Source organism: Janthinobacterium sp. BJB426 (genome assembly GCF_002735705.1).
GTDB lineage: Bacteria > Pseudomonadota > Gammaproteobacteria > Burkholderiales > Burkholderiaceae_D > Janthinobacterium.
Genome location: NZ_PDZL01000020.1, coordinates 1 through 26732, shown reverse-complemented (window position 1 = coordinate 26732; position 26732 = coordinate 1). Strand labels below are relative to the sequence as shown.

31 protein-coding genes are annotated in these 26732 nt (G+C 62.7%); 8 read left to right on the top strand and 23 right to left on the bottom strand.

What is annotated here, in order from left to right; translation table 11 throughout:
* Positions 1–16: 16 nt before the first annotated feature.
* From CSQ93_RS23925 to flgB, 4 genes are read right to left on the bottom strand one after another with little or no spacing between them, the layout of a single operon-like run.
* Positions 17–1213, bottom strand: a complete 1197-nt coding sequence (locus CSQ93_RS23925) for a flagellar hook protein FlgE (RefSeq protein ID WP_099380193.1) — start codon at positions 1211–1213, stop codon at positions 17–19.
* A 56-nt stretch (positions 1214–1269) separates the two neighbouring features.
* A complete protein-coding gene (locus tag CSQ93_RS23920; protein WP_099380192.1) occupies positions 1270–1923 on the bottom strand; it encodes a flagellar hook capping FlgD N-terminal domain-containing protein in 654 nt (217 codons plus the stop codon).
* Positions 1924–1926: 3 nt separating this feature from the next.
* Positions 1927–2343 (bottom strand): flagellar basal body rod protein FlgC, encoded by a 417-nt coding sequence (flgC, locus tag CSQ93_RS23915; RefSeq protein ID WP_034757795.1) that lies wholly within the window; start codon positions 2341–2343, stop codon positions 1927–1929.
* Between the two features lie 8 nt (positions 2344–2351).
* Positions 2352–2714, bottom strand: coding sequence for a flagellar basal body rod protein FlgB (gene flgB / locus CSQ93_RS23910; RefSeq protein ID WP_034758109.1), 363 nt, complete (start codon positions 2712–2714; stop codon positions 2352–2354).
* 254 nt (positions 2715–2968) lie between these two features.
* Between flgB and flgA the strand changes: the two genes are divergently transcribed.
* Entirely contained in the window at positions 2969–3616 is a 648-nt protein-coding gene (gene flgA, locus CSQ93_RS23905; RefSeq protein WP_099380191.1) for a flagellar basal body P-ring formation chaperone FlgA, read from the top strand.
* 7 nt (positions 3617–3623) lie between these two features.
* On the opposite strand, the gene CSQ93_RS23900 is transcribed toward flgA, so the two are convergent.
* The 17 genes from CSQ93_RS23900 to CSQ93_RS23820 form a co-directional block, all read right to left on the bottom strand.
* Complete coding sequence (locus CSQ93_RS23900) at positions 3624–4376, bottom strand: glycoside hydrolase family 73 protein (protein WP_099380190.1); 753 nt, start codon at positions 4374–4376, stop codon at positions 3624–3626.
* Positions 4363–4803, bottom strand: a complete 441-nt coding sequence (gene flgN, locus CSQ93_RS23895) for a flagellar export chaperone FlgN (protein ID WP_099380189.1) — start codon at positions 4801–4803, stop codon at positions 4363–4365. Before flgN ends, CSQ93_RS23900 begins: the two co-directional genes overlap by 14 nt.
* Complete coding sequence (flgM, locus tag CSQ93_RS23890; RefSeq protein WP_034757812.1) at positions 4800–5090, bottom strand: flagellar biosynthesis anti-sigma factor FlgM; 291 nt, start codon at positions 5088–5090, stop codon at positions 4800–4802. The genes flgN and flgM overlap by 4 nt, the downstream gene beginning before the upstream one ends.
* Positions 5091–5106: 16 nt before the next feature.
* Positions 5107–6168: a flagellar motor protein MotB gene (locus CSQ93_RS23885; protein ID WP_099380188.1), complete on the bottom strand. Its 1062-nt coding sequence runs from the start codon at positions 6166–6168 to the stop codon at positions 5107–5109.
* Positions 6095–7009, bottom strand: coding sequence for a flagellar motor stator protein MotA (gene motA / locus CSQ93_RS23880; RefSeq protein WP_034757817.1), 915 nt, complete (start codon positions 7007–7009; stop codon positions 6095–6097). The genes CSQ93_RS23885 and motA overlap by 74 nt, the downstream gene beginning before the upstream one ends.
* A gap of 56 nt (positions 7010–7065) precedes the next feature.
* Complete coding sequence (locus CSQ93_RS23875; RefSeq protein ID WP_077403148.1) at positions 7066–7809, bottom strand: FliA/WhiG family RNA polymerase sigma factor; 744 nt, start codon at positions 7807–7809, stop codon at positions 7066–7068.
* A gap of 33 nt (positions 7810–7842) precedes the next feature.
* On the bottom strand, positions 7843–8319 hold the full coding sequence (locus CSQ93_RS23870) for a flagellar basal body-associated FliL family protein (protein WP_099380187.1): 477 nt from the start codon (positions 8317–8319) through the stop codon (positions 7843–7845).
* A complete protein-coding gene (locus CSQ93_RS23865; RefSeq protein ID WP_099380186.1) occupies positions 8319–9461 on the bottom strand; it encodes a flagellar hook-length control protein FliK in 1143 nt (380 codons plus the stop codon). The genes CSQ93_RS23870 and CSQ93_RS23865 overlap by 1 nt, the downstream gene beginning before the upstream one ends.
* Positions 9458–9736: a hypothetical protein gene (locus CSQ93_RS23860; protein WP_233516324.1), complete on the bottom strand. Its 279-nt coding sequence runs from the start codon at positions 9734–9736 to the stop codon at positions 9458–9460. Before CSQ93_RS23860 ends, CSQ93_RS23865 begins: the two co-directional genes overlap by 4 nt.
* Before the next feature lie 31 nt (positions 9737–9767).
* Positions 9768–10157 (bottom strand): flagellar export chaperone FliS, encoded by a 390-nt coding sequence (fliS, locus tag CSQ93_RS23855; protein WP_035818009.1) that lies wholly within the window; start codon positions 10155–10157, stop codon positions 9768–9770.
* A gap of 50 nt (positions 10158–10207) precedes the next feature.
* Positions 10208–11617, bottom strand: coding sequence for a flagellar filament capping protein FliD (fliD, locus tag CSQ93_RS23850; RefSeq protein ID WP_099380184.1), 1410 nt, complete (start codon positions 11615–11617; stop codon positions 10208–10210).
* Positions 11618–11706: 89 nt separating this feature from the next.
* Complete coding sequence (locus tag CSQ93_RS23845) at positions 11707–12144, bottom strand: flagellar export protein FliJ (protein WP_070289072.1); 438 nt, start codon at positions 12142–12144, stop codon at positions 11707–11709.
* 8 nt (positions 12145–12152) lie between these two features.
* The gene (gene fliI / locus CSQ93_RS23840; protein WP_099380183.1) at positions 12153–13463 is read right to left on the bottom strand and encodes a flagellar protein export ATPase FliI; all 1311 of its coding nucleotides are present in this window, start codon (positions 13461–13463) and stop codon (positions 12153–12155) included.
* A complete protein-coding gene (gene fliH, locus CSQ93_RS23835; protein ID WP_099380182.1) occupies positions 13460–14149 on the bottom strand; it encodes a flagellar assembly protein FliH in 690 nt (229 codons plus the stop codon). Before fliH ends, fliI begins: the two co-directional genes overlap by 4 nt.
* Positions 14146–15186, bottom strand: a complete 1041-nt coding sequence (locus tag CSQ93_RS23830; RefSeq protein ID WP_035818015.1) for a flagellar motor switch protein FliG — start codon at positions 15184–15186, stop codon at positions 14146–14148. Before CSQ93_RS23830 ends, fliH begins: the two co-directional genes overlap by 4 nt.
* Positions 15164–16891: a flagellar basal-body MS-ring/collar protein FliF gene (gene fliF / locus CSQ93_RS23825; protein WP_099380181.1), complete on the bottom strand. Its 1728-nt coding sequence runs from the start codon at positions 16889–16891 to the stop codon at positions 15164–15166. Before fliF ends, CSQ93_RS23830 begins: the two co-directional genes overlap by 23 nt.
* A 60-nt stretch (positions 16892–16951) precedes the next feature.
* Positions 16952–17290 (bottom strand): flagellar hook-basal body complex protein FliE, encoded by a 339-nt coding sequence (locus CSQ93_RS23820; RefSeq protein ID WP_099380180.1) that lies wholly within the window; start codon positions 17288–17290, stop codon positions 16952–16954.
* Positions 17291–17842: 552 nt separating this feature from the next.
* Here CSQ93_RS23820 and CSQ93_RS23815 point away from each other — a divergent pair.
* From CSQ93_RS23815 to CSQ93_RS23785, 7 genes are read left to right on the top strand one after another with little or no spacing between them, the layout of a single operon-like run.
* The gene (locus CSQ93_RS23815; RefSeq protein ID WP_199534492.1) at positions 17843–18721 is read left to right on the top strand and encodes a FliM/FliN family flagellar motor switch protein; all 879 of its coding nucleotides are present in this window, start codon (positions 17843–17845) and stop codon (positions 18719–18721) included.
* A gap of 1 nt (position 18722) precedes the next feature.
* Positions 18723–19088: a FliM/FliN family flagellar motor switch protein gene (locus tag CSQ93_RS23810; protein ID WP_035818022.1), complete on the top strand. Its 366-nt coding sequence runs from the start codon at positions 18723–18725 to the stop codon at positions 19086–19088.
* The gene (fliP, locus tag CSQ93_RS23805) at positions 19085–19855 is read left to right on the top strand and encodes a flagellar type III secretion system pore protein FliP (RefSeq protein WP_077403187.1); all 771 of its coding nucleotides are present in this window, start codon (positions 19085–19087) and stop codon (positions 19853–19855) included. Before CSQ93_RS23810 ends, fliP begins: the two co-directional genes overlap by 4 nt.
* A 3-nt stretch (positions 19856–19858) precedes the next feature.
* Positions 19859–20131, top strand: coding sequence for a flagellar biosynthetic protein FliQ (locus CSQ93_RS23800; protein WP_034757874.1), 273 nt, complete (start codon positions 19859–19861; stop codon positions 20129–20131).
* Positions 20132–20142: 11 nt separating this feature from the next.
* Positions 20143–20943 carry a flagellar biosynthetic protein FliR gene (locus tag CSQ93_RS23795; RefSeq protein WP_099380178.1) on the top strand — a complete coding sequence of 267 codons (801 nt, stop codon included), beginning with the start codon at positions 20143–20145 and terminating at the stop codon, positions 20941–20943.
* Positions 20933–22072 carry an EscU/YscU/HrcU family type III secretion system export apparatus switch protein gene (locus CSQ93_RS23790; protein WP_099380177.1) on the top strand — a complete coding sequence of 380 codons (1140 nt, stop codon included), beginning with the start codon at positions 20933–20935 and terminating at the stop codon, positions 22070–22072. The genes CSQ93_RS23795 and CSQ93_RS23790 overlap by 11 nt, the downstream gene beginning before the upstream one ends.
* The gene (locus CSQ93_RS23785) at positions 22069–24156 is read left to right on the top strand and encodes a flagellar biosynthesis protein FlhA (RefSeq protein WP_099380176.1); all 2088 of its coding nucleotides are present in this window, start codon (positions 22069–22071) and stop codon (positions 24154–24156) included. The genes CSQ93_RS23790 and CSQ93_RS23785 overlap by 4 nt, the downstream gene beginning before the upstream one ends.
* A gap of 52 nt (positions 24157–24208) precedes the next feature.
* Here CSQ93_RS23785 and CSQ93_RS23780 read toward each other — a convergent pair whose 3' ends face one another.
* Both CSQ93_RS23780 and CSQ93_RS23775 read right to left on the bottom strand, forming a co-directional pair.
* On the bottom strand, positions 24209–25321 hold the full coding sequence (locus tag CSQ93_RS23780) for a hypothetical protein (RefSeq protein WP_199534491.1): 1113 nt from the start codon (positions 25319–25321) through the stop codon (positions 24209–24211).
* A 56-nt stretch (positions 25322–25377) separates the two neighbouring features.
* A complete protein-coding gene (locus tag CSQ93_RS23775) occupies positions 25378–26256 on the bottom strand; it encodes a flagellin N-terminal helical domain-containing protein (protein ID WP_099380175.1) in 879 nt (292 codons plus the stop codon).
* Positions 26257–26732 lie beyond the last annotated feature (476 nt).

Here is a 26732-nt window from a genome sequence, read left to right as displayed (position 1 = left end):
CTTTGCGTATCGTGGATTACAGCGCTTGCATCAGCGATTGCAGCATGGCGTTCTCGGTCGAGATGACTTTCGAGTTCGCCTGGTAGTTACGCTGCGACGTCATCAGGCCCACCAGTTCGGAGGTGATGTCGACGTTCGACTGCTCCAGCGAGCTCGTCACCAGTTTGCCGGCCATGCCGACGCCTGGACGGTCATAGATGGCGGTGCCGGACGTGGTCGACGCGACCCAGCTGGTATCGTTGACGGCCGTCAAGGCGCCTTCGTCTGGGAAGGTGGCCAGGGCGATCACGCCGATGCTTTGCTTCTGGCCGTTCGTGTATTTCGCCACGACGGAGCCGTCATCGGCCAGTTCCACGCCCGTGTAGGTGCCCGAGGCATAGCCGTCGGAACGGTCGGTCGAGGTGGTCGATTCGCCGGCGAACTGGGTCGTGCCCGTGTAATCGATGGCGATCGACAGCGGCGCGGCGCCTGGCGGCGTGCCCAGCGCCAGCGTGACCGGCGCGGTCATCGTCAGCTTGCCGGACGTGTTGAAGGCCATGCTTGTCACCAGCGGCGCCGGTCCTGGCAATGTTACATCGACGTTGTCCAGAGTGTAGTGCACGTCCACGCCCGCTGCCGTCTTGACGAAGTACTGGCCCAGCGAGTGCTTGGCGCCCAGCGAATCGTAGATGATCGAGGACTTGGCGCTGTTGTAGCTCAGTTCGCTAGTCTTGTCGAAGGGCACGGTCTTGATGGTCCATTCGGACGACATGTTGGCGGCATACGCCAGCTTGGTCGACGCCACGGCGGGAATCTGGCCCGTCGGAATGAGCATGTCGCCCATGGTGCCCAGGGTGGTGCTGCCTTTGACGGCGGCATAACCTTGCACCAGGCGACCGTTCGAGTCGATCAGCTTGCCGTCATTGCTGGCCGAAAAGATGCCGACGCGGCTGTAGCTCATGGTGTTTTGCGCATCGCGCGCGACGAAGTAGCCGCGGCCATCGATGGCCGCGTCGAGCGCGCGGCCCGTGTTCAGCACGCCGCCATTGAGCGACATGCTTTGCGTGACCGAACCGATTTCCGTACCCGTGGCGCGCGAACCGGCGTACATGGCCGAAAAGTTGGCGCGGCTGCTCTTGAAACCGTAGGTGCCGGCATTGGCGATATTGTTACTGGTGCTGTTCAACTGTTGGTTGATGGACTGGATACCGGACAGGGCGATGTCGAAACTCATGTTGACTTCCTTTAGTGAAGGACGAGATTAGTGTGTTTGGGGAACCAAGGGCCGGATCAGGCCGTCTTGCCATTAAAGCCGGTGATCGCGCCAGGGTTGACTTCGCCCAGGTTCGACACGCTCAGAATCATGCTGCCGCTGGACGACAGGCGCACGCTGTTAAGCTTGCCTGCAATGTCGACCGTTGGTTTTTCGGCGCCGCTGGTGCTGACCTTCATGCTGTAGGTGCCGGCAGGCAAGCCCAAGGCCACGGGATCGATGGTGAACGGCACCGTGCCGGGCGACTTGGCGCCCAGTTCGATCTTGTATTCCTTGTCGTCCTGCCCTTTCAGGGTGACGGTGGTCTTGGTGGTGCCGGCGGCCAGCGCGATGGTACCGCTGACCTTGCTCTTGTCGAGCTGGACGGTTTCGCTGTTGACCATCACTTCGGAGCCCACTTGCGCGCCCAGGGCCAGCACCTGCATCGATTGCAGCACGCTGGCATTGGCGCTGGTCAGCGCCGACAGGTTTTGCATCGCTTCCGTTTGTGCCTGCTGCGTCAATTGATTGACGAACTGGCTCGGATCGGTCGGCGCGAGGGGATCCTGGTTCTTGATCTGCGCGACCAGCAACTTGGTGAACATATCCTGGGTGGCATTGCTTTGCGACTTGACGGCATTGCTGTTGCTGTTGCTGCCGCTGGTGTTGTTTGTAAAGAGATTGGTTTCCATGGATTATGCTTCACCTAATTTGAGGAGCGATTGCTGCATCGACTTGATGCGGCCCAGAACTTCGACATTTGTTTCAAACGCGCGCGACGCCGACATCATGTCGGTCATCTCGGCCACCTGATTGACGTTGGGGTAGAACACCATGCCATCGGCATTGGCCATCGGGTGGCCCGGTTCATACACCTTGCGCAGCGGCTCATCGCTTTGCACCACGTCGAGTACCTGTACCCGTCCGCCGGCGCCGCTGGCGCCAGGGCCATCCATCACGGCCGCAAACACGGGTTTACGCGCGCGGTAGGTTTCGCCTTCGGAACCGGCAACGGAATCGGCATTGGCCAGGTTGCTGGCGATGGTATTGAGGCGCACGGTTTGCGCCGCCATTGCCGAACCGGCGATCTTGGAAATATCCTGGAAGCTCATGCTGATCCTTATTGTCCGGAAATGGCCTTGGACAGACCCTTCAGTTTCATGTTGACGAAAGTGAGGCTGGTCTGGAAGTCGGTGGCGTTCTGCGAGAACGCCGCCTGCTCGACGCCGATTTCGACGGTATTGCCGTCGCGGCTAGGGTGGTAGGGGACGCGGTACAGGGCGCTGGCATCGTCATCGGTCGACAGCAGGCCGGCCTCGTTGTCCTGCAACTGTTGCAGGGCGCTGCCGAAATCCATGTCCATGGCCTGGAAGCCGGGCGTGTTTTCATTGGCGATATTGGCGGCCAGTACGCGTGTGCGGTCGGCACGCAGCGCGAGTGCATCGGCGTGCACGCCCAGCGCATCCTTGAAATTAATCCCCATGGTCATCCTTTGTGTTGAATTCGATCGTGCTTTTTGCGGTTCGGGCTAGAAAATAGGTGGTGCAGAGGTAAAATCCCAGCCTGGTCATGTTGACGCATGGTAAGGTCATGCCGCTTCAGTATCTTTGATTAAGGTTAGCAATGATTTACTTTGAGAACTATTCCGTGATGTGGAACAAGGCGCAATGTCGTCACATACTGCTTCCGGGCCTCTTTTTACTGACCAGCCTATATAGTAGTGCAGGACGGGCAGAATTGCCAGCCGACAATATATTTTCGCGTGTGGAACAATTGGCGCGCGAGCAATTGGTGCAGCAAGCAGCCTCGGCGGGATTGCTGGAACCGCAGTTTCAAGTGACCGTGGTGAAAAGCACGCGCCCCGTGCCGGCGTGCGCGGCGCCCGTCGCGCTGGAAACGGCGGACAGCCGTTCGGCGCAGCGCATGCGCTTTGTGGCAGTGTGTCCTGGAAGCAACGGTTGGCGCTATGAAATGCTGGCGCGCGGCAGCATCACGGCCCAGGTGGCCGTCACCAGCGCCCCCGTCACGGCGAATACGCCGCTGCAGGCGGGCGACGTGACCCTGGCGCGGCGCGACGTGACGATGGTGCCCGACAGTATTGCCTCCTTGCCCGGCGCCGTTGGCCTGTCGAGCCGGCGCAGCTTGCGCGCCGGCGAAGTGCTGCGGCAAGGGCAACTGGCGTCGCCCGTGTTGATCAAGCGGGGCAGCGCGGTGAATATCGTGGCGCGCAAGGAGCAGGTGGAAGTGAGCATGGCCGGCGAAGCGCTGGATCCGGGCGCGCTGGGCGAGGTGATTCGCGTGCGCAACGCCACCAGCGGCACGGTGATACGTGCCAGGGTGGTCGATGCGGGCGTGGTGGAGCCGGCCGAACTTCCCGGCCGTTAAGGAAAGATCAGTCTGCGGCGGCCGTGCGCTGCAGACGCGTCGCCAGCTGCGTCAGCTTGGCGGCGTAGTTGGGGTCGGTGGCGTAGCCGCCGCGCGCCAGGCCTTGCGCGAAAGCGCCGGCGTCGGCCCCCGTATTCAGGGCGGCGCGGTAGCGCGGGTTATCGAGCAAGACTTGCGCATAGTCGCGGAAGGCGCTGGCCTGGTCCGGATAACTGCGGAAGCGCTCCGTTTTCTTCAGGGCCGTGCCGCTGCCGGCCTCGTATTCGGTGGTGACATTGCTGGCCACATCGCCCTGCCATTTCCCGCCGGCCTTGATGCCGAACAGATTATGCGTGTCCGCGCCCGTGCCCTGGCGCAGCGGACGCTGGCCCCAGCCCGATTCCAGCGCCGCGTGGGCGGCGACGATTTCTGGCGCCACGCCCAGGCGCGCGCCCGTTTCTTGCGTCCATGGCTTGATCGAGGCAAGGAATTGCTGCTGCGTTTCGCCGATCTCGCCGCCCTGGTTGATGCTGCCCAGCACATTCACGGGCTGGCTCTGTTCCAGGTAGGCGCGGCCTTGCGGATTCAGGTTGGTGGCGTTGCCGCCGCCCTGTTCGATGAAGCGGGCCACTTCGCCCTGTACTTGCCGGAATACGCTGCTGAAGTTGCCGCTGGAACTGGTGGCGTCGGTGGCGCGCATATTGCTCTGTACGGCGGATGTGGCTGCCGTCGATGGCGTTGCCGCCGTGGCGCGGGTGGTCAGGAAATCAGCCTGGCGCATACGTATCTTCCTCGCCATGCAGCACGCGCTGCATGATGCTGTACTGCTCTGTTAATAAATCGCTGTTGCGGGCATTCAGGCGCTTGCATTCAAGCACCATCTGCTCGAGCGCTGCCCAGTCGCGCTCGGCGGTGGCGCGCGCATCTTCTTGCAATAGCGCAAACAATTGTGGCATATCGCCTTGCGGGCCCAGCAGGGCAGTGACGAGGCTGACCCGCTGGCGGCGGCGCGCATCGAGTGGCTCGACGGCGGCGATGACCTGGTCGGCCAGTGCCGTCAGCTGCGCGCTCTGGTGGTGCAGGGTGGCCTGGAATTGCTCTTCCAACAAGGTGTGCAGGGCGGCATAGCCGGCGCGGTCATCCGCCATGCCTTGCAGTACGCGGCGCATGGCTTCCTGACGCGTGATGCCCTTGCGCGGTGCGGTCATGATTCGCCGCCGTGGAAACGCTGGATCAAGCCTGCCAGTTTCGAAGGATCGAACGGCAATTCACCCTTGGCCAGCGCATCGCGCAGCATGGCCACGCGCTCGTGATCGATCTCGGGCATGGCGCGCAGGGCGGCCATGGCCGGTTGCAGCACGGCCGATTGCAGTTCCGCCCCGGCCGAGGAGCCGCCCATGGCGCCGGCGGCGCCCGCATTCTCGGCGATCGCCTCGGCCGGCGCGACGGCGCTGCTGCGTACGGCAGCGCCGGTATTGCCGGAGGAGATTTTCATACGTTGTCCCTTGCCCTTAATTTGCATGCTCATCCCGCTCCTTCTTGGCGGGCAGGCCCAGTTTCTCGCGCAGGCGCTGCAAGGTGCCCGCATCCGGTTCACCCACTTGCAGCTCTTCGCCTTGCGGCTTTTGTCCGGCCATGCCGAACATGGCGGCGATGCTGTCGGCCTGGCCACGCGTCAATATTAACAGTTCGATGCGGCGGTTGATGCCGGCGCTGGCATTTTTCACGTCCAGCGGTGCGCGGTCGGCCATGCCCACCACTTGCAGCACGCTGTCCGGACTCATGCTGCCGATCAACAATTGCGCGCGCGCCGACATGGCGCGGTTGGCCGACAGGGTCCAGTTGGAAAAGCCTTCGTAGCCGGTATTGGCGTATTGCATCGAGTCGGTGTGGCCGACGATCAGCATCTGGTTATCCATTTGCGCAAACACGGGGCCCATCTGGCGCAGCAGCTTGCGGAAACGGTCGGTCGGCACGGCGCTGCCGCGCACGAACATGCCTTGCTTGTCCGTATCGTGCAGCATGACGCGCAAGCCGTACGGCGTGATCACGGATTGCAGATTGCTCTTCAGTCCCGCTTCATCGCTGAGCTTGTCGAGCGCGCGCGACAGCGACAGCAAGTCTTCCGGCGACTGGTAGCTGACCTTGGTCTGGTTTTGCGGTGCGGTACCGGCCTTGCCGTCCTGCATCTGCTTGCCTTCCGTGCGCGTGTCGCCCGTGCCTTTGCGGGGCATCGGGAAACGCTCGATCAGGCTGCCGCGCGGGCCGCCTTTCTGTTCCGGCATGACGCCCTGGCCTTCGCCCTGGCGGCTGCCTGCCGACGCATCCATCATGATTTCCTTCATCGCCTGCTGCTCGCGCGCGGCCATCAGCCACAGTACGAGGAAGAGCGACAGCAGGGCCAGGCAAAAGTCGGCAAACGCTACTTTCCAGGCGCCGCCATGGCCATCGTCATCATGCTTGCGACCGGCACGCTTGATGATGGCCTGTTCATGTTTCTCATGCGGCTTTAGCACGGCGGCCTCCCCGGCCTTGGCCTTGCTCTTGTTCGGCGCCGCCATCTTCCAGCGCATTGATCCAGCTTTCCAGCTGGGCGAAGCTTGGCTTGATGTTCAGCTGCACCAGACGGCGGCCCGCATCGATGGCCAGCAGCGGCGGTTTGCCCGCCACGTGCGTGACCAGCACGACCTTCACGCATTCCATGGTCGAGCCTTCCTCGCCCACCAGCTGTTTCATCATGTTGCACATCGGATCGAGCACGCCGTAGCAAAAGAAGATACCGATGAAGGTACCGACCATGGCGGCGCCCACTTTTTCCGAAATTTCCGCCGCATCGGCGCCGTCGGCCACGGAATTCATGGCCATCACGATGCCGAGAACGGCGGCCAGGATACCGAAACCGGGCATGGCTTCGGCGATCTTGTGCAAGGATTTCGACGGTTGCAGCAATTCGTCGTGGATGGCTTCCAGTTCCTGCTCCAGCACGCCTTCGAGCTCATGCGCGTTGATCTTGCCCATCGCCATCAAACGGAAGTTGTCGACGATGAAGGCCAGCAGCTTCGGCTCTTCCAGCACCAGCGGATAGCGCTGGAACAGGGCGCTTTCGCGCGGTGCCTCGACGTGGGCGTCGAGCGCCTTCAGGCCGCCGGCGGCCGTTTGCAGCAGTTCATACATCAGCAGCAGCAACTGGCGCTGGAATTCCGAGCCTTGCTTCTTGTGCGTGACGATCTTGCGCATCTGATGCAGCATTTCACCGAGTACATGCTTGGGGTTGCCCAGCACCAGGGCGCCGACGGCGGCGCCGATGATGATGATCAACTCGACCGGTTGCCAGATCGCATGGACGGTGCCGCCCATCAGGGCGAAGCCTCCGAATACACACCCCATCACGATTAAGATACCGATAATTACCATGTCAACTGCCTTTCTGCGTCATTGTGCTGCGTCAATTTGATGGATAGTGCTGAAACTTATGCGTCTTGCAGCATGGTTTTCATCTTGCCCAGCGCCGTCTTGTTCAACTGGCAGACGCGGGCGTCGCTCAGGTCCAGCACGGCGGCAATTTCTTTGTAGCTCAGTTCGAATTCGTAATACATCTGGATCACGCGCTGTTCCCGCTCGTCCAGCGTGCGCAGCGCCTGTTCCAGGCTGCGCCGCACCATCAATTGCTCTTCCGGGCTCGGTGCGCTGTCGGCTTGCCCCAGGCTTTCCTGCAGCACTTCGTCGAAACTGGCGATCAGTTCGGCGTTTTCCGCCAACTGGTATTCCTGGAAGGCTTCCGGCGTCAGTTTCAGGGCCGCCATGATTTCCGCTTCCAGCGGCTCGCGCCCCAGGCGCCGGGTCAGGGCGCGCACGCTGTCGCGCAGGCGGTGGCTTTCCTGGCGCACGGCGCGCGGACGCCAGTCCTGGCGCCGCAGTTCATCGAGGATGGCGCCGCGGATGCGCAGGCTGGCATAGCTGCCGAACGACTGGTCCGGCACGCCGTAGCGGCGCAAGGCTTCGAGCAAGCCCATCAGGCCAATCTGTTCCATGTCGTCGCGGTCGATGGCGCCCGACACCTGCGAATTGAGCTGGCGCACGATGCGTTTCACCAAAGGGGAGTACGCCACCAGATGTTGTTGCTCCTCAGCAACGCTGAGCACGGCCGCGCAAGCGCTGGCGGCGGCATATTCGCCGGCGCCATACGCTTCCTGGTATTGCTCTACATAGGCCAAGGGATCTCCCACTAGGTCGGCTGGCGTGTTGACTTATTCAATGATCAGCTTGCCGACCATGACTTCCGTGAACGGTTTTTCCATCTGCTCGCGTTCATAGCTGACATTGAAGGCCTTGTTGATCTGTTCGGCAAATTGCTCCACCGTCATCGTCTGCGCCTTGTCCATCGGGAAGCTCGACAGGGTGCTGACGGCGATCGAGCGCATCAGCGGCAAGTGGTCCTTGGTCAGCTTTTCCTTTTCCTCGGTGGTGGCGATCACCAGGTCGGCCGACAGGTAATGCGTTTCACCTTCGCCCGGGCCGCGGCGCAGCATCACGATGACCTTGTCAAGCGTGAGGAACTTGCGCGCCTTCTTGCCCGTGGCGGGCGGTGGCGGGGCTTTTGCGTCGGCCACCTCGGCATGGCCGGCAACCGGCTTGGCCAGGTACCACATGGCGCCGCCAGCCGCACCGGCGGCCAGCACGGCCACGGCGACAAAGCCGCCGATCAGTTTCATTTTCATATTCATCAGGCAGTCTCTCGCTCATGCATGGCGTAAGTGGTACCGGCAGGGCTGCCGTCGGACAGGGCGCGTCCCGGTTCCGCGTCGTCGTTCTGGCGGCCAGGTTGACGCTGGCCGCGCGCATCGCCTTCGGCAAAGGCCTGGGCGGCGGGGCTGCGCGGGGTGGCGCTGATATTCACGGCCACCTCGGTGTACTGGCGCTGCGCCAGGTCGCTGCGCATGTTTTCGCCGATGCCTTGCAGCTGGCGCAACACTTCCGAGTTCGACGCCGTGACGTTCACCTGCAGCGCGCCAGCCGTGTGGCGGATGGAAATTTCAATGCGGCCCAGCATGGGCGGGTCGAGGCGGATCGTCGCGTGTTCGCTGTTGCGGCCGATCTGCGTCTGCAGGCGTTCGCCCAGCGCTTCGCGCAGCGGTTCCTGCCATTGCTGGGCAGGGCCGCTGAGCTTGATGGTATCGCCGGTCGGGGCCGCTGCAGCCGTATTGCCGACCGCGCCTGTCAGGCCCAGGTTGGGCGTGACGGGGGCTGGTGTCGCGGCGCCACGTTCGCCCTCGCGCGCGGCAGGGGCGGCGGCCGTCACCGGAGCGGCTTGCTGCAGCAGCGCTTCGAACGGCTGTGCCGTCGCGTTGCCTTTTGCAGCGGTCGCCGGGTTGGCGGCGGCCAGCGGTTCACGCGTATCGCGGCCTGCCGGCTGTGCCGTTCCCTGTGCGGTGAGGGTGATTGCCGTCGGATGCAGGCTGATGTTGAGTGCCGGGTTGGCTTGCGCCACATTCGATTGCACCGGTGTCTGTGCCTGCGCCTGGGCGGCGGCGCGTGCCTCTGCTGCGGCCGCGTCCGTTGGCGGCAGTATCGTCACCGGCAAGCCGATGACGGGCGCGGCCATGGCTGGCAGGCTGCTGTCGGTCTGGCTGTCGCTGTCGCCATCCTTGGTGGGCGCGGGCGCGGGCGTGTCCGCGTCGGCCGTTTCCACGGCTGTCACATCGAGCACCTGCGCAAACAGGGGCAGGGCGGAGGGCGCGGCGCCAGTGCTGCCATAGCCTGGCGTGCCTGGCAAGGCAGCGGCCTGTGCCGGCGCTGGTGCAGGGGCGGATGCCGCCGTGGCTGCCGGTGCCGGAGCGGCCGGCGCCGTATTGAAGTTCATGATCATGCTTGATTCCCGTCCGAGTCGTATTCGCCGAGCGCGGCGTAGGCGACCCAACCTTCCTTATTTGCCTGTAATGCACCCAGGTGTTGACCCAGGCGTTCTTTTTCCTCAGAGCAAATTTTAACCGCTTGCGCGTGAATTTTGCGCAATTGCAACAATTCTGTTTGTTCCAGCGCATTCCATGCGCCCCGTTCGGCCAGCAACGGGATGTTTTTCGCCAGGCTGGCCGAGAGTTTTTCCATCGCCTCCCAGTCCGGCTGCGCGATGGCCGCGCTCAATTGCCGGCTCAGCTGCTGCAGCGCAGCGCGCCTAGGCATTGTTGGCCTGGACGCCCACCCAGCCGCGCTTGATGGTGGTCATCAAGGTCGTCACTTCGTCGATCAGGGTCGGGTCGAGCTTGATGCCGGCCGTGTACAGTCGCGCCACGCAATAATCGTACAGGCGCGCCAGGTTGACGACCACTTCGCCGCCATTGTCGAAATCGAGCGAGCTCGACAGACCGTTGATGATCTGCGTGCATTTATCCAGGCTGACGGCCTTTTGTTCGTAGCGTTTGCCCACGATATGCCCGCGCGCGCGCGCCAGTTCTTCCAGCAGGCCGTCCGTCAGCACCAGTACCAGCTCGACCGGTGTGGCGCGGGCGGTCTGGGCATCCAGGTTGACGGCGTGGTAGTTGCCGTAAGCTTCATTGTTTAACATTATTGTATTCTCGCTATGTTAACTGTGGCGGCGCGGCAGGCGCATCCGCCTTAGGATTTATTGTTGCTGAACATGGCATCGAACATATCGGACGTCTTGCTCATTTGCTCCTGCATGACTTGCAGGCGCGTAAATTGATCGAGGAAACGTTTGTATGCCGTGTCATATTGGGCCGTGAGGCGCTCGCCGCTCTTGACCAGGCTTTTTTGCAGCTTCTCCGTGGCGGCCTGGCGCTGGGTGATCTGGCCCTTGGTGATATTGCTCCACTGGCCCAGTACCTTGTCCATGCTGCCGAGCACGCCGGCAGGGGCGGACAGGCTGTTGTTGCCAAAAAGCTTGTCGAGGCCCGTCGGGTTGTCGGCCAGCTTGGCCGTCAGCTTGGCGGCGTTGAGGCTGATCGTGCCGTCGCGCTGGGCCGTAATGCCGTAGGAGACGAGCGATACGCCATTGACGTTCAGGCGCAGGGCATCGCCCATGCTGCTGCGCAGGGCATTCAGGCCGGAATCATGGGCGAAGATGCCCGCGGCAATTCCCTTTTCCGGGTTGCCGGGACTGGCCAGGCCATCCATCAGGCTTTTCAGCTTGTTATAGGCATCGACGAATGCCTGCACGTTGGCGGCGGTGCCGCTGCTGTCCGTGGCGACAGTCAAGGTCACGGGCGCTTCGGCGGCACTCATGGCGCGGGTGAACGTGATTTTCACGTCCTGCACGTTGGTGAAGGTATTCGATGCTTGCGTGATGGCCGTGCCACCGGGTTTGCCGCCCAGCCAGACGGTGGCGTCGTCAGCCTTGACGACTTCCTTGATGTTGGCCGGCGCGATCAGCGCGCCTTTCAGCGCGATATTGTTGACGCCGCTGGCGTCGAGCGTGGCGGCGTTTGCAATGCCCGTCGCATTCGACGTCAGTACCAGTTGCGCCTGGTTGTTGATGGTCACGATGGACGCGGTGACGCGCGAATTGTTCTTGCTGTTGCCATTGATGGCGGCAGCGATTTCCTGGGGTGTCAGTGTGCCGTTGCCATCCTTGTCGGCGGCGGCCAGGTCGATGTCGAGCGTGTTGTCGCCCACGCCATCGCCAATTTTCACTTTCAGCGTACCCGTGCCATCGGCGGTATTTACGCTGCTCAGGCCGCCATACGACATCTGGCTGGCCGTGGCCAGTTTTTCAACGAAAAAGGAATAGGTGCCCGGCGTCGCATTGATGCCGGCCGTGGCAGAACCGTAGCCGGCGGCCGGGAAGGTGGCGGACTGGCTCAGCACCGATTTGCTGCTGGTCATGCTCGACATGGCGCTCTGGAAGGTCGAGATGGCCGACTTCAGGTTGCCCAGCGCCGTGCTGGTGTTGCTGGCCAGCGTGTTCTGCGCCTGCAGGGCTGCCTTTTGCGCAGCGACAGCCTTGGTAGCCAGTTTTTCGGCCGTTGGGATCGGATCGTATTGCGGTGCAGTAATTACGCTTGCCATGCCAGACTCCTGAATAAAGGGATATACCGGTACAAGGCGACCCCCATTCCCGTTTTGTGAAGTTTTCCTGAAAGAAACTTACACAAACCTCATTTTACCTGTCCGCGGAACCAGAATTGGGTCGCCAGCTCGTCTTGCCGCTTGGCATCAACTCGTTGTTGCTCATTTGCAACATGCTTTTGTTTTTGCGTCAGCACCTGGTCCAGCACTTCGCGCTTGGCCCAGGCCGTATTGAGTGCGCGTTGCGAAACGGCCATGTTGGCTTCGTGCAGGTGCAAATCGGTACGGTGCTGGTCGGCCATCTGCATCACGGCTTGCTTGAAGTTGCCGCAGTTGACGGACAGGGCCAGGGGCAGAGCGCCGCTGGGGCCGCTATCCGTGTACAGGCCCGTCAGGCGTTCCAGGTTTTTCTGGTAGCGCTCGCGCACGGCCGTCTGCGCCGCCATTTCACCTTGCAGGCGTTCCACTTCGGTGCTGCGCAGGCCGACCAGGGTGGTCAGGTTGCGGATGGTATGCGCGTCGCTCACGTATGCTCCTAGGCCATGATCTGTTCAAGTTGTTCGATGCAAGGCCCCATCGGCGCCTCTTCCTTGGTGCCCTGGCACAGGAAGGCTTCGATGGGCGCGTGCAACTGGACGGCGCGGTCGGTGATCGGATCGGCGCCGGGCACATAGGCGCCCAGCGGAATCAGGTCGCGCACGCGCGCATGGCGCGCCATCGATGCTTTCAGCGCGCGCGCCGCCTGCATGTGGGGCGGCGTGATCACCTGCGCCATGCAGCGGCTGATCGAGGCGGCGATGTCGATGGCGGGGTAGTGGCCCCGCTCGGCCAGTTCGCGCGTGAGCACGATGTGGCCGTCGAGAATCGCGCGCGCCGTGTCGACAACCGGGTCCTGTTGGTCGTCGCCCTCGGCCAGCACCGTGTAGATGGCGCTCATGCTGCCTTCCGGGTGGGCGCCATTGCCGGCGCTTTCCACCAGTTGCGGCAAGTTCGAAAAGACGGACGGCGGATAGCCGCGCGTGGCCGGCGGCTCGCCCAGGGCCAGCGCCACTTCGCGCAGGGCCATGGCATAGCGCGTCAGCGAGTCGACCAGCAGCAGCACGTGCTTGCCCTGGTCGCGGTAATGGGCGGCGATCGAATGGCACAGTTCGGTGGCCATGATGCGCATCAAGGGCGATTCATCGGCCGGCGCGATCACCAGCACGGCCTTTTTCAAGCCTTCGGCGCCGAGCGACTTTTCCACGAATTCGCGTACTTCGCGGCCGCGCTCGCCGATCAGGCCGACGACGACGACATCGGCTACCGTCTGGCGCGTGATCAGGCCCAGCAGCACGCTCTTGCCGACGCCGGAACCGGCCATCAGCCCCACGCGCTGGCCCTTGCCCAGGGTCAGCATGCTGTTAATGGCACGCACGCCCACATCCAGCGGTTCGACCACCGGTTGTTTCTTCAGGGGATTGATTTTTGGCGGCGTCACTTCCAGGATGTGTTCGCCGCCGAGGCGGCCCAGGTCGTCGATCGGCTCGCCCAGGCCATTGACCATGCGGCCCAGCCACGACGGGCCGATCTGCAGGCTGGCCTTGTCGGGCAGGGGCAGGACCCTGGCGCCCGTGGTCAGGCCGGTGGCTTTCTTGAACGGCATCAGATAAGACAGTTTTTCGCGAAAGCCGACGACTTGCGCGTCGAGCCATTCGCCGCTCACAGTTTCAATTTGACAACGCTGGCCCGTGTGCAGGCGGCAGCCGGCGCTTTCCAGCAGCAGGCCGGAAGCGCCGACCAGGCGGCCGGTCGGTGTCGCGACCGGGATATCGCCGATCTCGAAGCTGCGCAGCGTGTCGGCGATCATGCAGGCGCGCCCTGGTCTGCGTGTTCGGCGGCCAGCGCCAGGTGGCTGCTGACCTGTTCCATGCAGGCTGACAGGCGCTGATGGCAGCCCGCGTCGACTTCATTGTCGCCCGCCTTGATGCGGCATTCGCCCGCGTCGAGGCGCGCGTCGGCGATCAGGTTCCAGCGCTTGGCGCGCTTCGGATCGAGTTCGCTGATGCGTTTCAATTCTTCCGGATTGAGGAAAACGTCGATTTCCTCGCGCGTGGGCGGCATCGAGGCCAGGGTCTCGTCGACCAGGGCCAGCAATTGCACCGGCTGCAGCGCCAGTTCCGCGCGGATCACCTGGCGCGCCACCTTGGCCACCAGGTCGACCACTTCCTTGCGCTGCGCTTCGCGGTAATCGGCGCGTACTTTTTTCAGGTCGCGCAAAATCGCGTCGACGGGGCGCGCCAGGCGGTCCAGCGCCACCAGGGTTTCATTGCGGCCTTCTTCGCGGCCCTGCGCCATGCCGTCGTTGCGCCCGGTGTCGTAGCCGTCCTGCTGGCCTTGCACCAGGCCCACTTCGTAGCCGTCGCGCTGGCCCTGCTCGAAGCCTTCCGAGACGGACGCCTGCCACTGGCCATCCGTGTCCTCGTTGGAGGAACGCTGGCCGGCGGCGATGAATTGCGACAGGGGAGGGAAGCGATACGAGCGGAAGTGTTTCATTCGATCACCGCTTCGGCAAACAGTTGCACTTCGATCTCGCCTGCATCGGCGAGGCCCTTGACGGTGGCCATGATTTCCTGGCGTGTCTGTTCGATACGGGAGAGTGGCACGGGGCCGGAACGGCGCATCATGTCTTCGAAGCTCTGTGCCTGGCGGCGCGGCATGGTTTTCAGCACGGCGTCGCGGATCGACGGTTCCGCGCCTTTCAGTGCAATCGCCCACTGTTCCATCGGCACGTCTTCCAGGATGCGCGTGAGCGTGACATCGCTCTGCGTGGCCAGGATCAGGAAGTCGTACATGCTCAGTTCGATTTCCGAAACGACGTCCGGATCGTGCGCGCGCAGCAGTTCGACCAGCGCGGCGCGGTTGCCCGGCATGCGGTTGAGAATCTCTGCCGCCTGGCGGATGCCTTCCACGCTGGTGCTTTGCGTGTCGAGCGTGCCCAGACAGCGGCCCACCAGTTCGTCGAGCTCGACCAGCAGGTCGCGGTCGATCTCGTCCAGGCGCGCCAGGTTCAGCAAGACCAGGTCGCGGCCTTCGACGGGCAGGGCATCGAGGATCTGGCCGGCCAGCGCGGGCGGCAGGAAGGCCAGGAACACGGCCTGCATCTGCACGTGTTCGTTGACGATGTATTCGGCCAGCCATTTCGGCGAAGCCCACTGCAGGCGCGCCATTTTGGGGCGGATGGCGTCGCCGTAAATATTGTTCAGCACGCTATTTGCGATATCGCTGCCCAGCGCCATGTCCAGCGAACGCTTCAGGTAGCTGCGCGAGGCGCCATGCACGCCGCTTTGCTGGCGGTAGTCGTCGAAGAAGGTCTGCATCGCCGTTTTCACGGATTCGACCTTGATGCCGCTCATGCGCGACATCACTTGCGTGACTTCCAGCAATTCTTCACGCGACAGGCAGCGCAGCACGTTGGCGGCCTGTTCTTCGCCGATGCTCAGCAGCACGATGGCTGCCTGTTCCACGGGATTCAGGCTGACGCTTTCGTATTCGGCGCCGTCGGAGGGATTATTGTTGTTGAGTTCGGCCATTTTTCTGCATCCATTGTTTGACGACTTCGGCGACACGCTCGGGTTCTTTTTCAGCCAGCACTTTCAGGTGGTCGACCATCACGTCGACCGCCGAGCCAGGTGGCGGCAAGTCATAGTTTTCCAGCAGCGGTACAACCGGCATGTTGCCGCCGGCGGACTCGCCTTCGAGCGCCAGCGGGCTGCCATTCACGCCCAGGGCTGGCGCGCCGGCAACGGCCGCGCCATTCGTGCCGGCGGCGCTGCCGCCCAGTGCCATGGCGGGATCGAGCTGTTTCAGTGTTGGCGGCGCCAGGCGCGTGGTCAGCAGGCGCAGCAGCGGACGCAGGATCAGGAAGTAGCCGAGCACGGCGCCTAGGGCGTACAGCAGCCAGCTGCTGAAATCGACGACGGTGTCGCGCTCTTCCCACCACTGCGCCACGGGCGGCTTGGCCGGGAAGGCCAGCGCCGTCAGGCTCAGGCTGTCGCCGCGCTGGGCGTTGATGCCGAGGCCGCTGTTGAGCATTTTTTCAATATTGCCCAGTTCGGCAGGGGTCCAGCCCGTTTTCGGATTCGGTGCGGCGGCGCTGTTGAGGACCACGGCGACGCTGAGTTTTTCCAGGCGGCCACGGCTGCGCTTGATCTGCGTGATGCTGCGGTCGTAGGCGTACTGGCGCGTGGTGGCGTTCTTGCGGGCCGTGCCATCGTCGGATGGCTTCGGTGCGCCATCGGCGGGTGCGGCGCCGGCGGCATCGGCCGGTGCCGGCACGGCGGCCGCTGGCGGACGGTTCGACAAGCTGCCGGGAATGCCGGCCACGGTGCGGTTGCGTTCCTGCTCTTCGCGCATCGCTTCGCTCGTCACTTTCGGGGCTTCGCCGTATTTTTCCAGCGTTTCGTCCACGCGGTCATTGTTCACGGCGGCCGTCACGCTGAGCTTGAAGTTGTCTTCGCCGATGACGGGGCCGAGCAAGCCCGTGACGTTGCGGCGAATTTCATCCTGGAAACGTTTCGCGCCTTCATTGCCGGCGGCCGAGGCGTCGAAGCCGTCCGTCAGGTCGATGTGCGCGGACAGCAGGTTGCCGCCCTGGTCGACCAGGCTCACGCGCGTGGGCGCCAGGCTGGCGACGCTGCCGGCCACCATGTTGATGACGGCGGCGATCTGTTCCGGCGCCAGGGTGCGGCCCGGTTTCAGCGCCACGACGATCGAGGCGGACGACTTGTCGCCGTCGCTGGCGACAAACGATGTCGATTTCGCAATCGACAGATGGACGCGCGCCGAAGCGATCGCGTCCATCGTCATGATGCTTTGCGCCAGTTCGCCTTCCAGGCCGCGGCGGAAGCGCACGTCCTGCACGAATTGGGAAACGCCCAGCGGGTCATTCTTGTCCATCAGTTCCAGGCCGGCCGGCAGTTGCGCCGTCACGCCTTTCGATGCCAGCAGCATGCGCACCTTGCCCAGCATGGCGTCGGGCACCAGCACCTGGCCGCTGTCCGGATGCAGGCGGTAGGGGATGTGTTCGGCGTCCAGGGTGGCCATCATGTCCGTCACGGCCACTTTTTCGCGCGCGCCGAACACCGGCTTGTAGTTGGCCTGGTCGCGCCAGGCATACATGGTCACCATGGCGGTGATGCCGATGGCCAGCACGACGATGGGAACCAGGTTTTTCAGCAGGGCGGGCGGGATGGCGGGCTGGGCGCCAAGGCGCCAGCGCGCAAATGCGGACTTCATGGGGGTAATCACTTGGGGTAACTTTCGCTGGGAGGCTGGGCGTGGTTCAGGACGTGAAGATTACAGAGGCAGTTTGATGAGTTCGTCGACGGCGCCCATGACCTTGTTGCGCACTTGCATCAACATGGAGAAGGACAGGCTCGCTTCCTGGCTGGCCAGCATGGCGCCGACCATGTCGTCGCTCTTGCCGCTGTCGACGTCGCTCATTTTCTGCGCAGCCATGCGGTCATCGCCGTTGACCTTGCCGATGGCGTCTTTCATGCTTTGCGCAAAGGAGAAGCCGGCTTGTTCCGGCGCGCCGAACTGCGCGGCGGGCGCGATGCTGGCGCCCAAGGCGCGCGCGTCATTGCTCAGTGCTGCCAGATCGGCCTTGATCAGACCTGCGAGTTCGTTGCTCATCGTGCCCTCTACTTTCAATATGCGGTGACGTATCAATCAGAAATTACTGGTGTTGCCATTCCGGCAGGCATGACATCCCATGCCATCTTGCCCGGCCCGTTTTGCGGGGGCCATCAGTTTTATCAGTTGCCACACCATCCGCTCAAGCAGATTCAAACAAACCCGGCAGACCTGCGCCGACATGATTTACATGGCCATGATAACTAATAATTATCTGATAAAAGTTTCTTCTGGTGGCAATAAGCGGGACTGGAAACTGCCATAAAAACCGGAATCAGGTAAGCGGAATGGCGCACTGCAAATCACTATTTTGTCGCTATAAGCTTACCTCGCGGCAACTATAAAGTAAAGAGAGGATTGCCTCAAGGAATATTGATACATGGCAATATTTAGCTTTTTCATGTATTGTTCAGCACCGTAGTCATCTAGCATGCGATACGATGCGCAATCGTTTGCTTGCGGACCGTTACCCTAGGTCAAGATGATGCTGTATTTAATTTCGGGCGATCCGTATAATTTGTTCTGCCACCGCAATACCGACATGACCACTACATGACAATCCTTACCAAGACAGATCAAACTGTGCGCCATCAAGTCCTCGATTCCTGTCTGCTTGGACGTCCTGTCCATTTGCTGCATGTATTCGGCGCCCAGCTACGCGACGACCTGGCCATGGCCCTGCGCCAGCCGATGAGCCGTCGCTACTGGGGTAATTTCCAGATCGACGCCGTGACCTTGTCGCGCGTGGAGAACGAGGACAGCGTGAACCGCTGGCTGAGTTTTTCCACGCCGGCCAGCCAGACGGGCTTTGCCCTCGAACGGCAGATACTCTTGAGCGTGCTGAACTATCGCTATGGTAGTGCCGGTGCCAAGGGGGCGTTGCCCGATCCGGCACAGGTGCGCGTGACGGCCACGGAGGAGCGCCTCGCTGTGGTGCTTGGACAACAGTTGGTGAGCAGTTTGTTCGCCCGCGTCCACAAGAACCTGCAAACCCTGGGCAAAAGCAGCGACATCGACACCAGTGCCGAGGTCGCCGTGCAGTCGGGCGTGCATCCGGTGCGCGGCAGCTGGATCGTCACCGTGGCGCTCAGCGACGTCGAGGCGGGGCAGAGCGGCCAGTTCTGGTTCTCGCTGGACAAGCACCTGATGGCCGACGTGCTGCGCGGCTTGCTGCCCGAGCGCGCGCAAGCGAAGAAAGCCCTGCGTGGCAGCGTGCGTCCGCTCGCGTCGCGCCTGCAAGTGACGCTGGAAGGCCGGCTCGTCAGCAAACAGGTGCAACTGGGCGCCTTGTTCGACCTGCGCGTGGGTGACGTGATTCCCGTCAGCCTCAGCCGTACCGACGTCATGCTCGACGACTCCCGTCTCTTTACAGCTGCTGTTTCCGAACACAAGGGCAAGCTCTGTTTAACCTCCTTTGAAGATGTCGAATAATATGAATATGACCGATACCAACCAGAGCGAAACCCTGCTGGAAGACCTGGGCGATGACATGATCATCGAGCAGGGCGATGTGTCCGACGTGGCCAGCGGCCGCGCGCGACGCGACATTCCGCAGATGATGCGCAAGATCCCCGTCACCCTGACCCTGGAAGTGGGCTCGGCCCGCATTTCGCTGGAGGAATTGATGGCCATCGGCCCGGAAAGCGTGATCGAACTCGACATGCTGGCCGGCGAACCGCTGGTGATCAAGGTCAACGGCACGCCGATCGGCCGCGCCGAAGTGGTGGTGGCCGGCGAGAACTATGGCCTGAAAGTCATCGACCTCGACGGCCTCAATCTCGACCTGATGACAGCATGAAGCTGGCGGTACCCGGTTTGAGCCGGCGCCGCGGCGCGCTGGCTGCCGCGCTGGCTGTTCCCGTTCTGATGCTGTGTTGCAACGCCGCTGGCGCGCAGGACCTGCTGTCCGGCGTGGTGCCGGGCGCGAAGACCGACTTGTCGGTCAAGATGCAGATCCTGGTCGTCATGACCCTGCTCGGGCTGCTGCCCGTGATGGTCATGATGATGACCAGCTTTACCCGCTTCGTCATCGTGCTGTCCCTGCTGCGCCAGGCCCTGGGCCTGCAGCAGGGCTTGCCAAACCGTATCGTCACCGGCATCGCCCTGATCCTCACCTTGCTGGTCATGCGCCCCATCGGCGACCAGGTGTGGAAGGAAGCGTTCGTGCCTTACGACCGCGACCAGATCGGCATGCAGGAAGCCCTGAAGATCGCCGAAGTGCCGATTTCGCGCTTCATGCTGGCGCAGACGAGCAAGGCCGCGCTGGCGCAGATCGCGCACCTGGCCGGGGAGCCGTCGAGCATGCGCCCGCAAGACCACAGTTTCACGGTCAAGCTGGCCGCGTTTGTCTTGTCCGAACTCAAGACGGCGTTCCAGATCGGCTGCATGCTGTTCATACCGTTCCTCATCATCGATCTGGTGGTGGCGTCCGTGCTGATGGCCATGGGCATGATGATGCTCTCGCCGCTCGTCATTTCGCTGCCGTTCAAGCTGCTGCTGTTCGTGCTGGTCGACGGCTGGACCCTGACCGTCAATACGTTGGTTACCAGCATACAGGGCTATTGACCGATGTTTACGCCTGAAGTCGCCGTCGACCTGATCATCGAAGCGCTGCATGTCGTCATGCTGCTGGTGGTGATCCTGGTCGTGCCCGGTTTGCTCATGGGCTTGCTGGTCGCGCTGGTGCAGGCGGCCACCTCGATCAATGAACAGACCATGAGTTTCCTGCCGCGCCTGCTGGTCACCCTGCTGGCCCTGATCCTGGCCGGACGCTGGATGGCCGGTTACCTGATGGATTATTGCGTATCCATTTTTCAGCGCGCCGCCACCCTGGTCGGATAGCGCCGCGCGCCATGGATCAGATTTTCAATCAGGTGCTGCCGTTTCTGCTGGCCGTGTGGTGGCCGTTCTGCCGCATCCTGGCCATGCTCAGCGCCTCGCCCGTGATCGGCGACGCCATGGTGCCCGTCCCCGTGCGGGTGCTGCTGTCGCTGGTGCTGGCGATCCTGATGCTGCCCGTGATGCAGGCGTCGGGCGTGTCGCAGGACTTGCTGAAGATCGATCCGTTTTCCCTGCACGCCCTCGTCGCCACCCTGGAGCAGGCCATCATCGGCTTCGTCCTGGGCCTGGCCTTCCACTTCGCCATGTCCGTCATGTCGGTGCTCGGCTACCTCGTGTCGAGCCAGGTGGGCTTTTCCATGGCCGTCATGAACGACCCGCTCAATGGCACCTCGTCGGACGTGATCACGGGGATGCTCACCATCATGTGCATGATCGTATTTTTCGCCATCGACGGCCACCTCGTGCTGACGGGCGTGATCGGCGCCAGTTTCACGGCCTGGCCCGTGGGGCAGGGTTACGGACCGCTGCTGCTGCAGACGGTGGCGTATAACGTGGCGTGGATTTTTGCCGCCGCCATGCTGCTGGCCTTGCCCATCGTCTTTTCCACCATGGTGGTGCAACTGGGTTTCGGCTTCCTGAACCGGGTGGCGCCGTCGCTGAACCTGTTTTCGCTGGGTTTTTCCATGATCACCGTGTTCGGCCTGCTGATGCTGGGGCAGATCGTGCGCTTTATCCCTGAGCACTACATCGCCATGACGAATCGGGTGCTCGACATGATCGCCGAACAGATGCGGGTGGCCCATGGCGGATAGCAGCACGGGCGACAAGACAGAAAAGGCGTCACAGCAAAAGCTGAAGAAGTCGCGCCAGGAAGGGCAGGTGGTGCGTTCGCGCGACCTGTCGACGGCGCTGGGCATCCTGATCAGCATGAAGGTCTTCATTTACCTGCTGCCAGGCTATCTGGTGAGCTTTCGCGAGCTGTTCGCCATGGCCTTCATGCCGCTCGACAGCAAGGGCGCGCTGGAAAATGCCATGTCGATGGCGTTTACGACGTCGGTGGGCTTGCTGATCAAGATGATCGTGCCGCTGTTCTGCGTGCCCCTGTTTGTCGTGCTCGGCTCCCTGATCCCCGGCGGCTGGGTCATCAGCACGAAGAACTGGATGCCGAAGATGGAGCGCCTGAGCCCGGCCAAGAACCTGGGCCGTCTGTTTGCGCCCAAGCATGCTTTTGAATTCGGCTTGTCCATCGCCAAGGCCACCGTGCTGGGCATGGTGCTCGTGCATGTGAGCCGCTCCAGCCTGACGCAGTACGTGGATTTGCAACACCGGCCCCTGCAGCAGGCCATGCTCGATGGCTCGGCGCTGATGCTCGACGGCTTGATGGCGCTCATTTCCGTCTTCGTGCTGTTTGCCATCATCGACGTGCCAGCGCAGGCGTTTTTCTTTGCCCGCAACCAGCGCATGAGCAAGCAGGATGTCAAGGAAGAACATAAAAGCAGCGAAGGGCGGCCCGAAGTGCGCCAGCGCATCCGCCAGTTGCAGCAGCAGATCGGCCGGCGCAGCGTGCGCAAGACCGTGCCCGACGCCGACGTGGTGATTGTCAATCCAGAACATTACGCCGTCGCATTGAAGTATGACCAGGACCGCGCCGAGGCGCCGTTTGTCGTTGCCAAGGGCGTCGACGAGATGGCGCTGTATATCCGGCAAGTGGCGAAGGAACACCATATTGAAACGCTGGAGTTGCCGCCGCTGGCGCGCGCCATCTACAACACCAGCCAGGTGCAGCAGCAGATTCCCGTGCAGCTCTACCAGGCCGTATCGCAGGTGCTGAACTACATCCTGCAATTGAAAGCATTCCGGTCCGGGCAGCGTGCTGCCCAGCCCGTATTACCCACCGAGATGGCCGTGCCATCTCATCTGAGCGAGGTCGTACCGCCATGAATTTCCTGAACCGCGTGGTTGCTGAAATGCGCCGCCACAAGTTCGCCACGCCGCTGTTCCTGCTGGTGATCCTGGCAATGATCATCCTGCCGCTGCCGCCGGTGCTGCTCGATATCTTGTTCACTTTCAATATCGTGCTGGCACTGATCGTCATCCTCGTCAGCGTGTCGGCCAAGCGGCCGCTCGATTTCTCCGTCTTTCCGACGGTGATCCTGGCCACCACCATGCTCAGGCTGACCCTCAACGTGGCGTCCACGCGCGTGGTGCTGTTGCACGGCCATACGGGTGCAGATGCGGCCGGTAAGGTGATCGAGGCGTTTGGTAACGTCGTGATCGGCGGCAACTTCGTCGTCGGTATCGTGGTCTTCGTGATCTTGATGATTATCAACTTCGCCGTCGTCACCAAGGGCGCCGAGCGTATATCCGAAGTGTCGGCGCGCTTTACCCTCGATGCCTTGCCGGGCAAGCAGATGGCCATCGATGCCGACCTGAATGCCGGCCTGATCAATCAGGAAAAAGCCCAGATCCGTCGCAAGGACGTGGCCGCCGAAGCGGATTTCTATGGCGCCATGGACGGTGCGTCGAAGTTCGTGCGCGGCGACGCCGTCGCCAGTATCCTGATTTTGATCATCAACATGGTCGGCGGCGTGGCCATCGGCTCGCTGATGCACGACCTGTCGTTCGGCGATGCCTTCCGTCAATATGCACTGCTGACCATCGGTGATGGCCTGGTGGCGCAGATTCCGGCGCTGCTGCTGTCGGCCGCGGCCGCCATCCTGGTGACCCGCATCAGCGATTCGGGCGACTTCGAACAGCAAGTGGCAGGCCAGGTGCTGACGTCGCCAACGGTGATCTTCAGCGCGGCCGGCATGATGGTGGCGCTGGCCTTGATTCCGGGCATGCCGTGGTTCATGTTCATGACCTTCGCGGGCGTGCTGGCCTTCGTGGCCTGGCGATTGACCAAGCGCGTGAAGGGGCCCGATGCGGCCGGCATGGCGGCCATCGAGGCGGCCTTGCGCGACGAGCGCCCGGCCGAACTGGAGTGGCAGCAACTGCCTGCCGTGCAACCGCTGATGGTGATGCTCGGCTATAAACTGGTTGGCATGGTGGATAAAACGCAAGGCGAACCGCTGAACAAGCGCGTCAAGGGCGTGCGCCAGAGCCTGTCCGAAGCGATGGGCTTGCTGCTGCCGAATATCGGCGTGCGCGACGACCTGGCCCTGAAGCCGTCGCAATACGCCATCGTGCTGTCGGGCACGGTGGTCGCGCAGGCGGAAGTGCAGGCCGACCGCCTGATGGCGATCCCGTCGCCGAACGTGTATGGCCAGCTCGATGGCATTCCCGGCATCGAGCCGGCCTACGGCATGCCCGTCACGTGGATCGAACCGAGCGAGAAGGCGCATGCGCTGGGCCTCGGTTACCAGGTCATCGAGGCGCCCAGCGTGATTGCCACGCACTTGTCGAAAATGGTGCGCGAATACCTGCCGGAACTGTTCCGCCACGAAGACGTCTCGAACATGATGGAGCGCCTGACGGCCCTGTCGCCCAAGCTCGCTGGCGCGCTGGACAAGGCGCTGACGCACACCCAGCTGCTGCGCGTGTTCCGCGTCTTGCTGGCGGAAAATGTGTCGCTGAAGGATATCGTGCCCATCGCCACCACCTTGCTCGACAGTTCGGAAACGACCAAGGACCCGATCCTGCTGGCGGCCGAAGTACGCTGCGCGCTGCGGCGCCAGATCGTCAGCGGCCTGTTTGGCCAGAAGATGGAAATGCAGGCGTTTAACCTGGGCGGCGAGCTGGAAAACATGTTGCTCGGCTCGCTGAACCAGGCGCGCCAGTCGGGCAAGGTGACCTTGGATAATTACCCGATCGACCCGCACCTGCTGTCGCAGCTGCAGGTGAACATGCCGGTGGCGCGCGAGCAGATGAAGCAGCAGGCCACGCCGCCGCTGCTGCTGGTGCTGCCGCAGATCCGTCCGCTGCTGGCCCGCTATGCGCGCCTGTTCGCGCCGGGCCTGCATGTGCTGTCGTACAACGAAATCCCGGAAAACCGCGAAGTGAGCATCATCGGCACGGTGGGGTAAACGATGGCATAAACAAAAACGGCGCTTCGGGCGCCGTTTTTTTTGTGCTGCGTCAATCCTGCTCGTCGATGGGCGGCAGCAAATCCTGCGTAGCTTCGGCCGGCCCGGCCAGCAACAGCACTTCCTCTTCCTGCTCGCCCGCCGCCGCATCGCCATAGTCATACCCGAGCGGCGCCGCCACTTCCTTCGAGACAATGATGGCCTCCTCTTCGGCTGCGGCCGCGGCAGTGCTGGCTGCAGGCGCATCGGGATCGGCCGCCGCTTCCGCTTCCGGCTGCGTCAGCAGCAGCGCCACTTCGGCCATGGCGCGGAACAGGGCCAGCGACAGCGAGGCGGCGCCTGCCTGCATCGGGTAATTGCCGTGCACGCGCTGCGCGTGCAGCTGGCGGTTCAGGCGGCAGCGCACCACGCGCAGACCGGCGCGCCGCACGGCGTCGGCGATCTCGGGCAGGGCCAGGCGCAAATGGCGCAATGCGGCTTCCTCGTCGGCAGCCAGTTCCAGCAGCACACCGTCGCCGGACGGTTCCATCTGGATCACGACCCGGCCGATGCCGATGATGATCAGTTCGACGCGCAGCGCCACCTTGCCGCGCCGTCTGGGCGTTGCATCCTCATCCTCGTCGCTGGCCAGCACGCGCAGCAGCAGGCGCTGGCCGCCCCAGCCATACACGGCAAAGCGCCACGCTTCGCTGTCGACCGTCAACGGCGGACGGGCGCCTTCGCGCAGCAGGGCCGGTTGCTGCTCGGCCATGAACAGGTTGCCCGGCACGTGCTGGCCGCGTGCCTGTTCCTGCAGGGCCGCGTATTGCTCGCCATACGTCTTGACCATCACGCGCCACGAGGCGGCCAGCTGTGCCGCGTCAGGCGGTTGCCAGACCAGCTGGCGTGTGAAGAAAAGCTGATTGACCTGCATGGCGCTGCTGTCGCGCGGCATGGCGCCGCCCGTGCCGTCGGCATTTGGCTTGATGAGGGACGCCAGGCTGTCCTGTCCCTTCTGCTGCAGCTGGGCGGGCAGGGTGCCGGCGTCGGGCGCGGGCGCCATGTAGGGACCGATGGGCACCAGCGGCTGCACCACGCCCGGCACCATCGGCGTAGCGGGGCTGACGTCGAAGCGCTGGGTAATCAGGGGAACCGGGTTGCCCGATGAAATGCGGTCTATCGCCATGCCACTGTGTCCAGATGAAAGTCTATAAAAGCCGGTGAATCAGGCTGTATCAGCCATCATGGCTGCAACAGTGACAGTATCATTTTCTGCATGCTCTGGCTTTGCTTGAGCATCGCCGTGCTGGCCTGCAGCAACATTTGTGCTGACACCATGTTGGCGCTTTCCGCCGCGTAATCGACATCCATGATGCGGCCGATGGCGGCCTTGGTATTGGTGACCATGTTGGCCAGATTGTTGTGCACGTGGTCGAGGCGGTTGGCCGCCGCCCCCAGAGCCGAGCGTACGCCGCCGACCTGGTCGAGCGCCGCCGCCAGCTGATCGATCATGCTGTTGGCGGCGCCATTCGTGCCGATTTCGCTGCCGGCCGTGCCGGTGGCGGAAAAGTTGGCCGAAATGGCTTTCAATAATGTATCCAGGCTGCCCATCTTGCCTGACACGTCGAACTTCATGGTTTCGCTGCTGCTGGCGCCGATCTGGAAGGTCATCGCCTCCGACAGGGTGCCCTTGCCGGCACTGCCGTTGCCCAGCAACAGGCCGCCGCCGTAGGAGGTGTTGGTCATGACGTTGTACAGCTCGAGCCCCAGCGCATCGTACTCGGACTGCATGGCGTCGCGGTCGGTCTGGTTGGACGAAGCGTCGGCCGCCTGCGTGGCCAGGTCTTTCATGCGTACCAGCATGTCCGTGACTTCGCCAAACGCGCCTTCGGCCGTCTGCAGCATCGAGGTGCTGTTCTGCGTATTGCGCATGGCCACCGTCATGCCGCTGACCTGGGCACTGAGGCGCGTGGCGATCTGCAGGCCCGCAGCGTCGTCCATGGCCGAGTTGATGCGAAAGCCGGTGGAGAGGCGCATCATCGACATCGTCAGCCGGCTTTGCGCACTGGCGGCGGCGCTTTGGGCGTACATTGCGGCGATATTGGTGTGAATGCTCAGCACGTGGCGGCTCCGGTGGGCGGTGAGGGTGAGTCGGGTCTACCTTGTATAGGCGACTGCGGCGCCAGCATTGTTAAATCGAAAGGCAATATAGTCAAATCAATACGTTTCGCACATAAAAAATCTATGGTCACCCTCCTTTTTGCAAGCTGATTTTGTATGATGTGAGTAGGCTTGCTTAAATCTATCCGGCGTTTGGTTGGAGATGGATCTCCGCGCCACGATGAGAGTCGCGCCTGTCGGTCCTTAAAAGCCGCTCGGCCTTTGACAGCCGATTTTTTAGCTAGGTTATCCGTCAGGCCGGTGTGCCGTTCACGTCATCCAATGTCAGCAGTCGCAAAACCAGGTAGGAGTGCTGTAAAGCAGTGAGTCTTGGGAGGCCCTCATGTTGTCATGGGCGCCTCTTTTATTTCAAATTCGGTATGGTGGGCCGCGATGGCCCATGCCGTGCGCGCCAGTTTGTTGGCCAATGCGCAGGC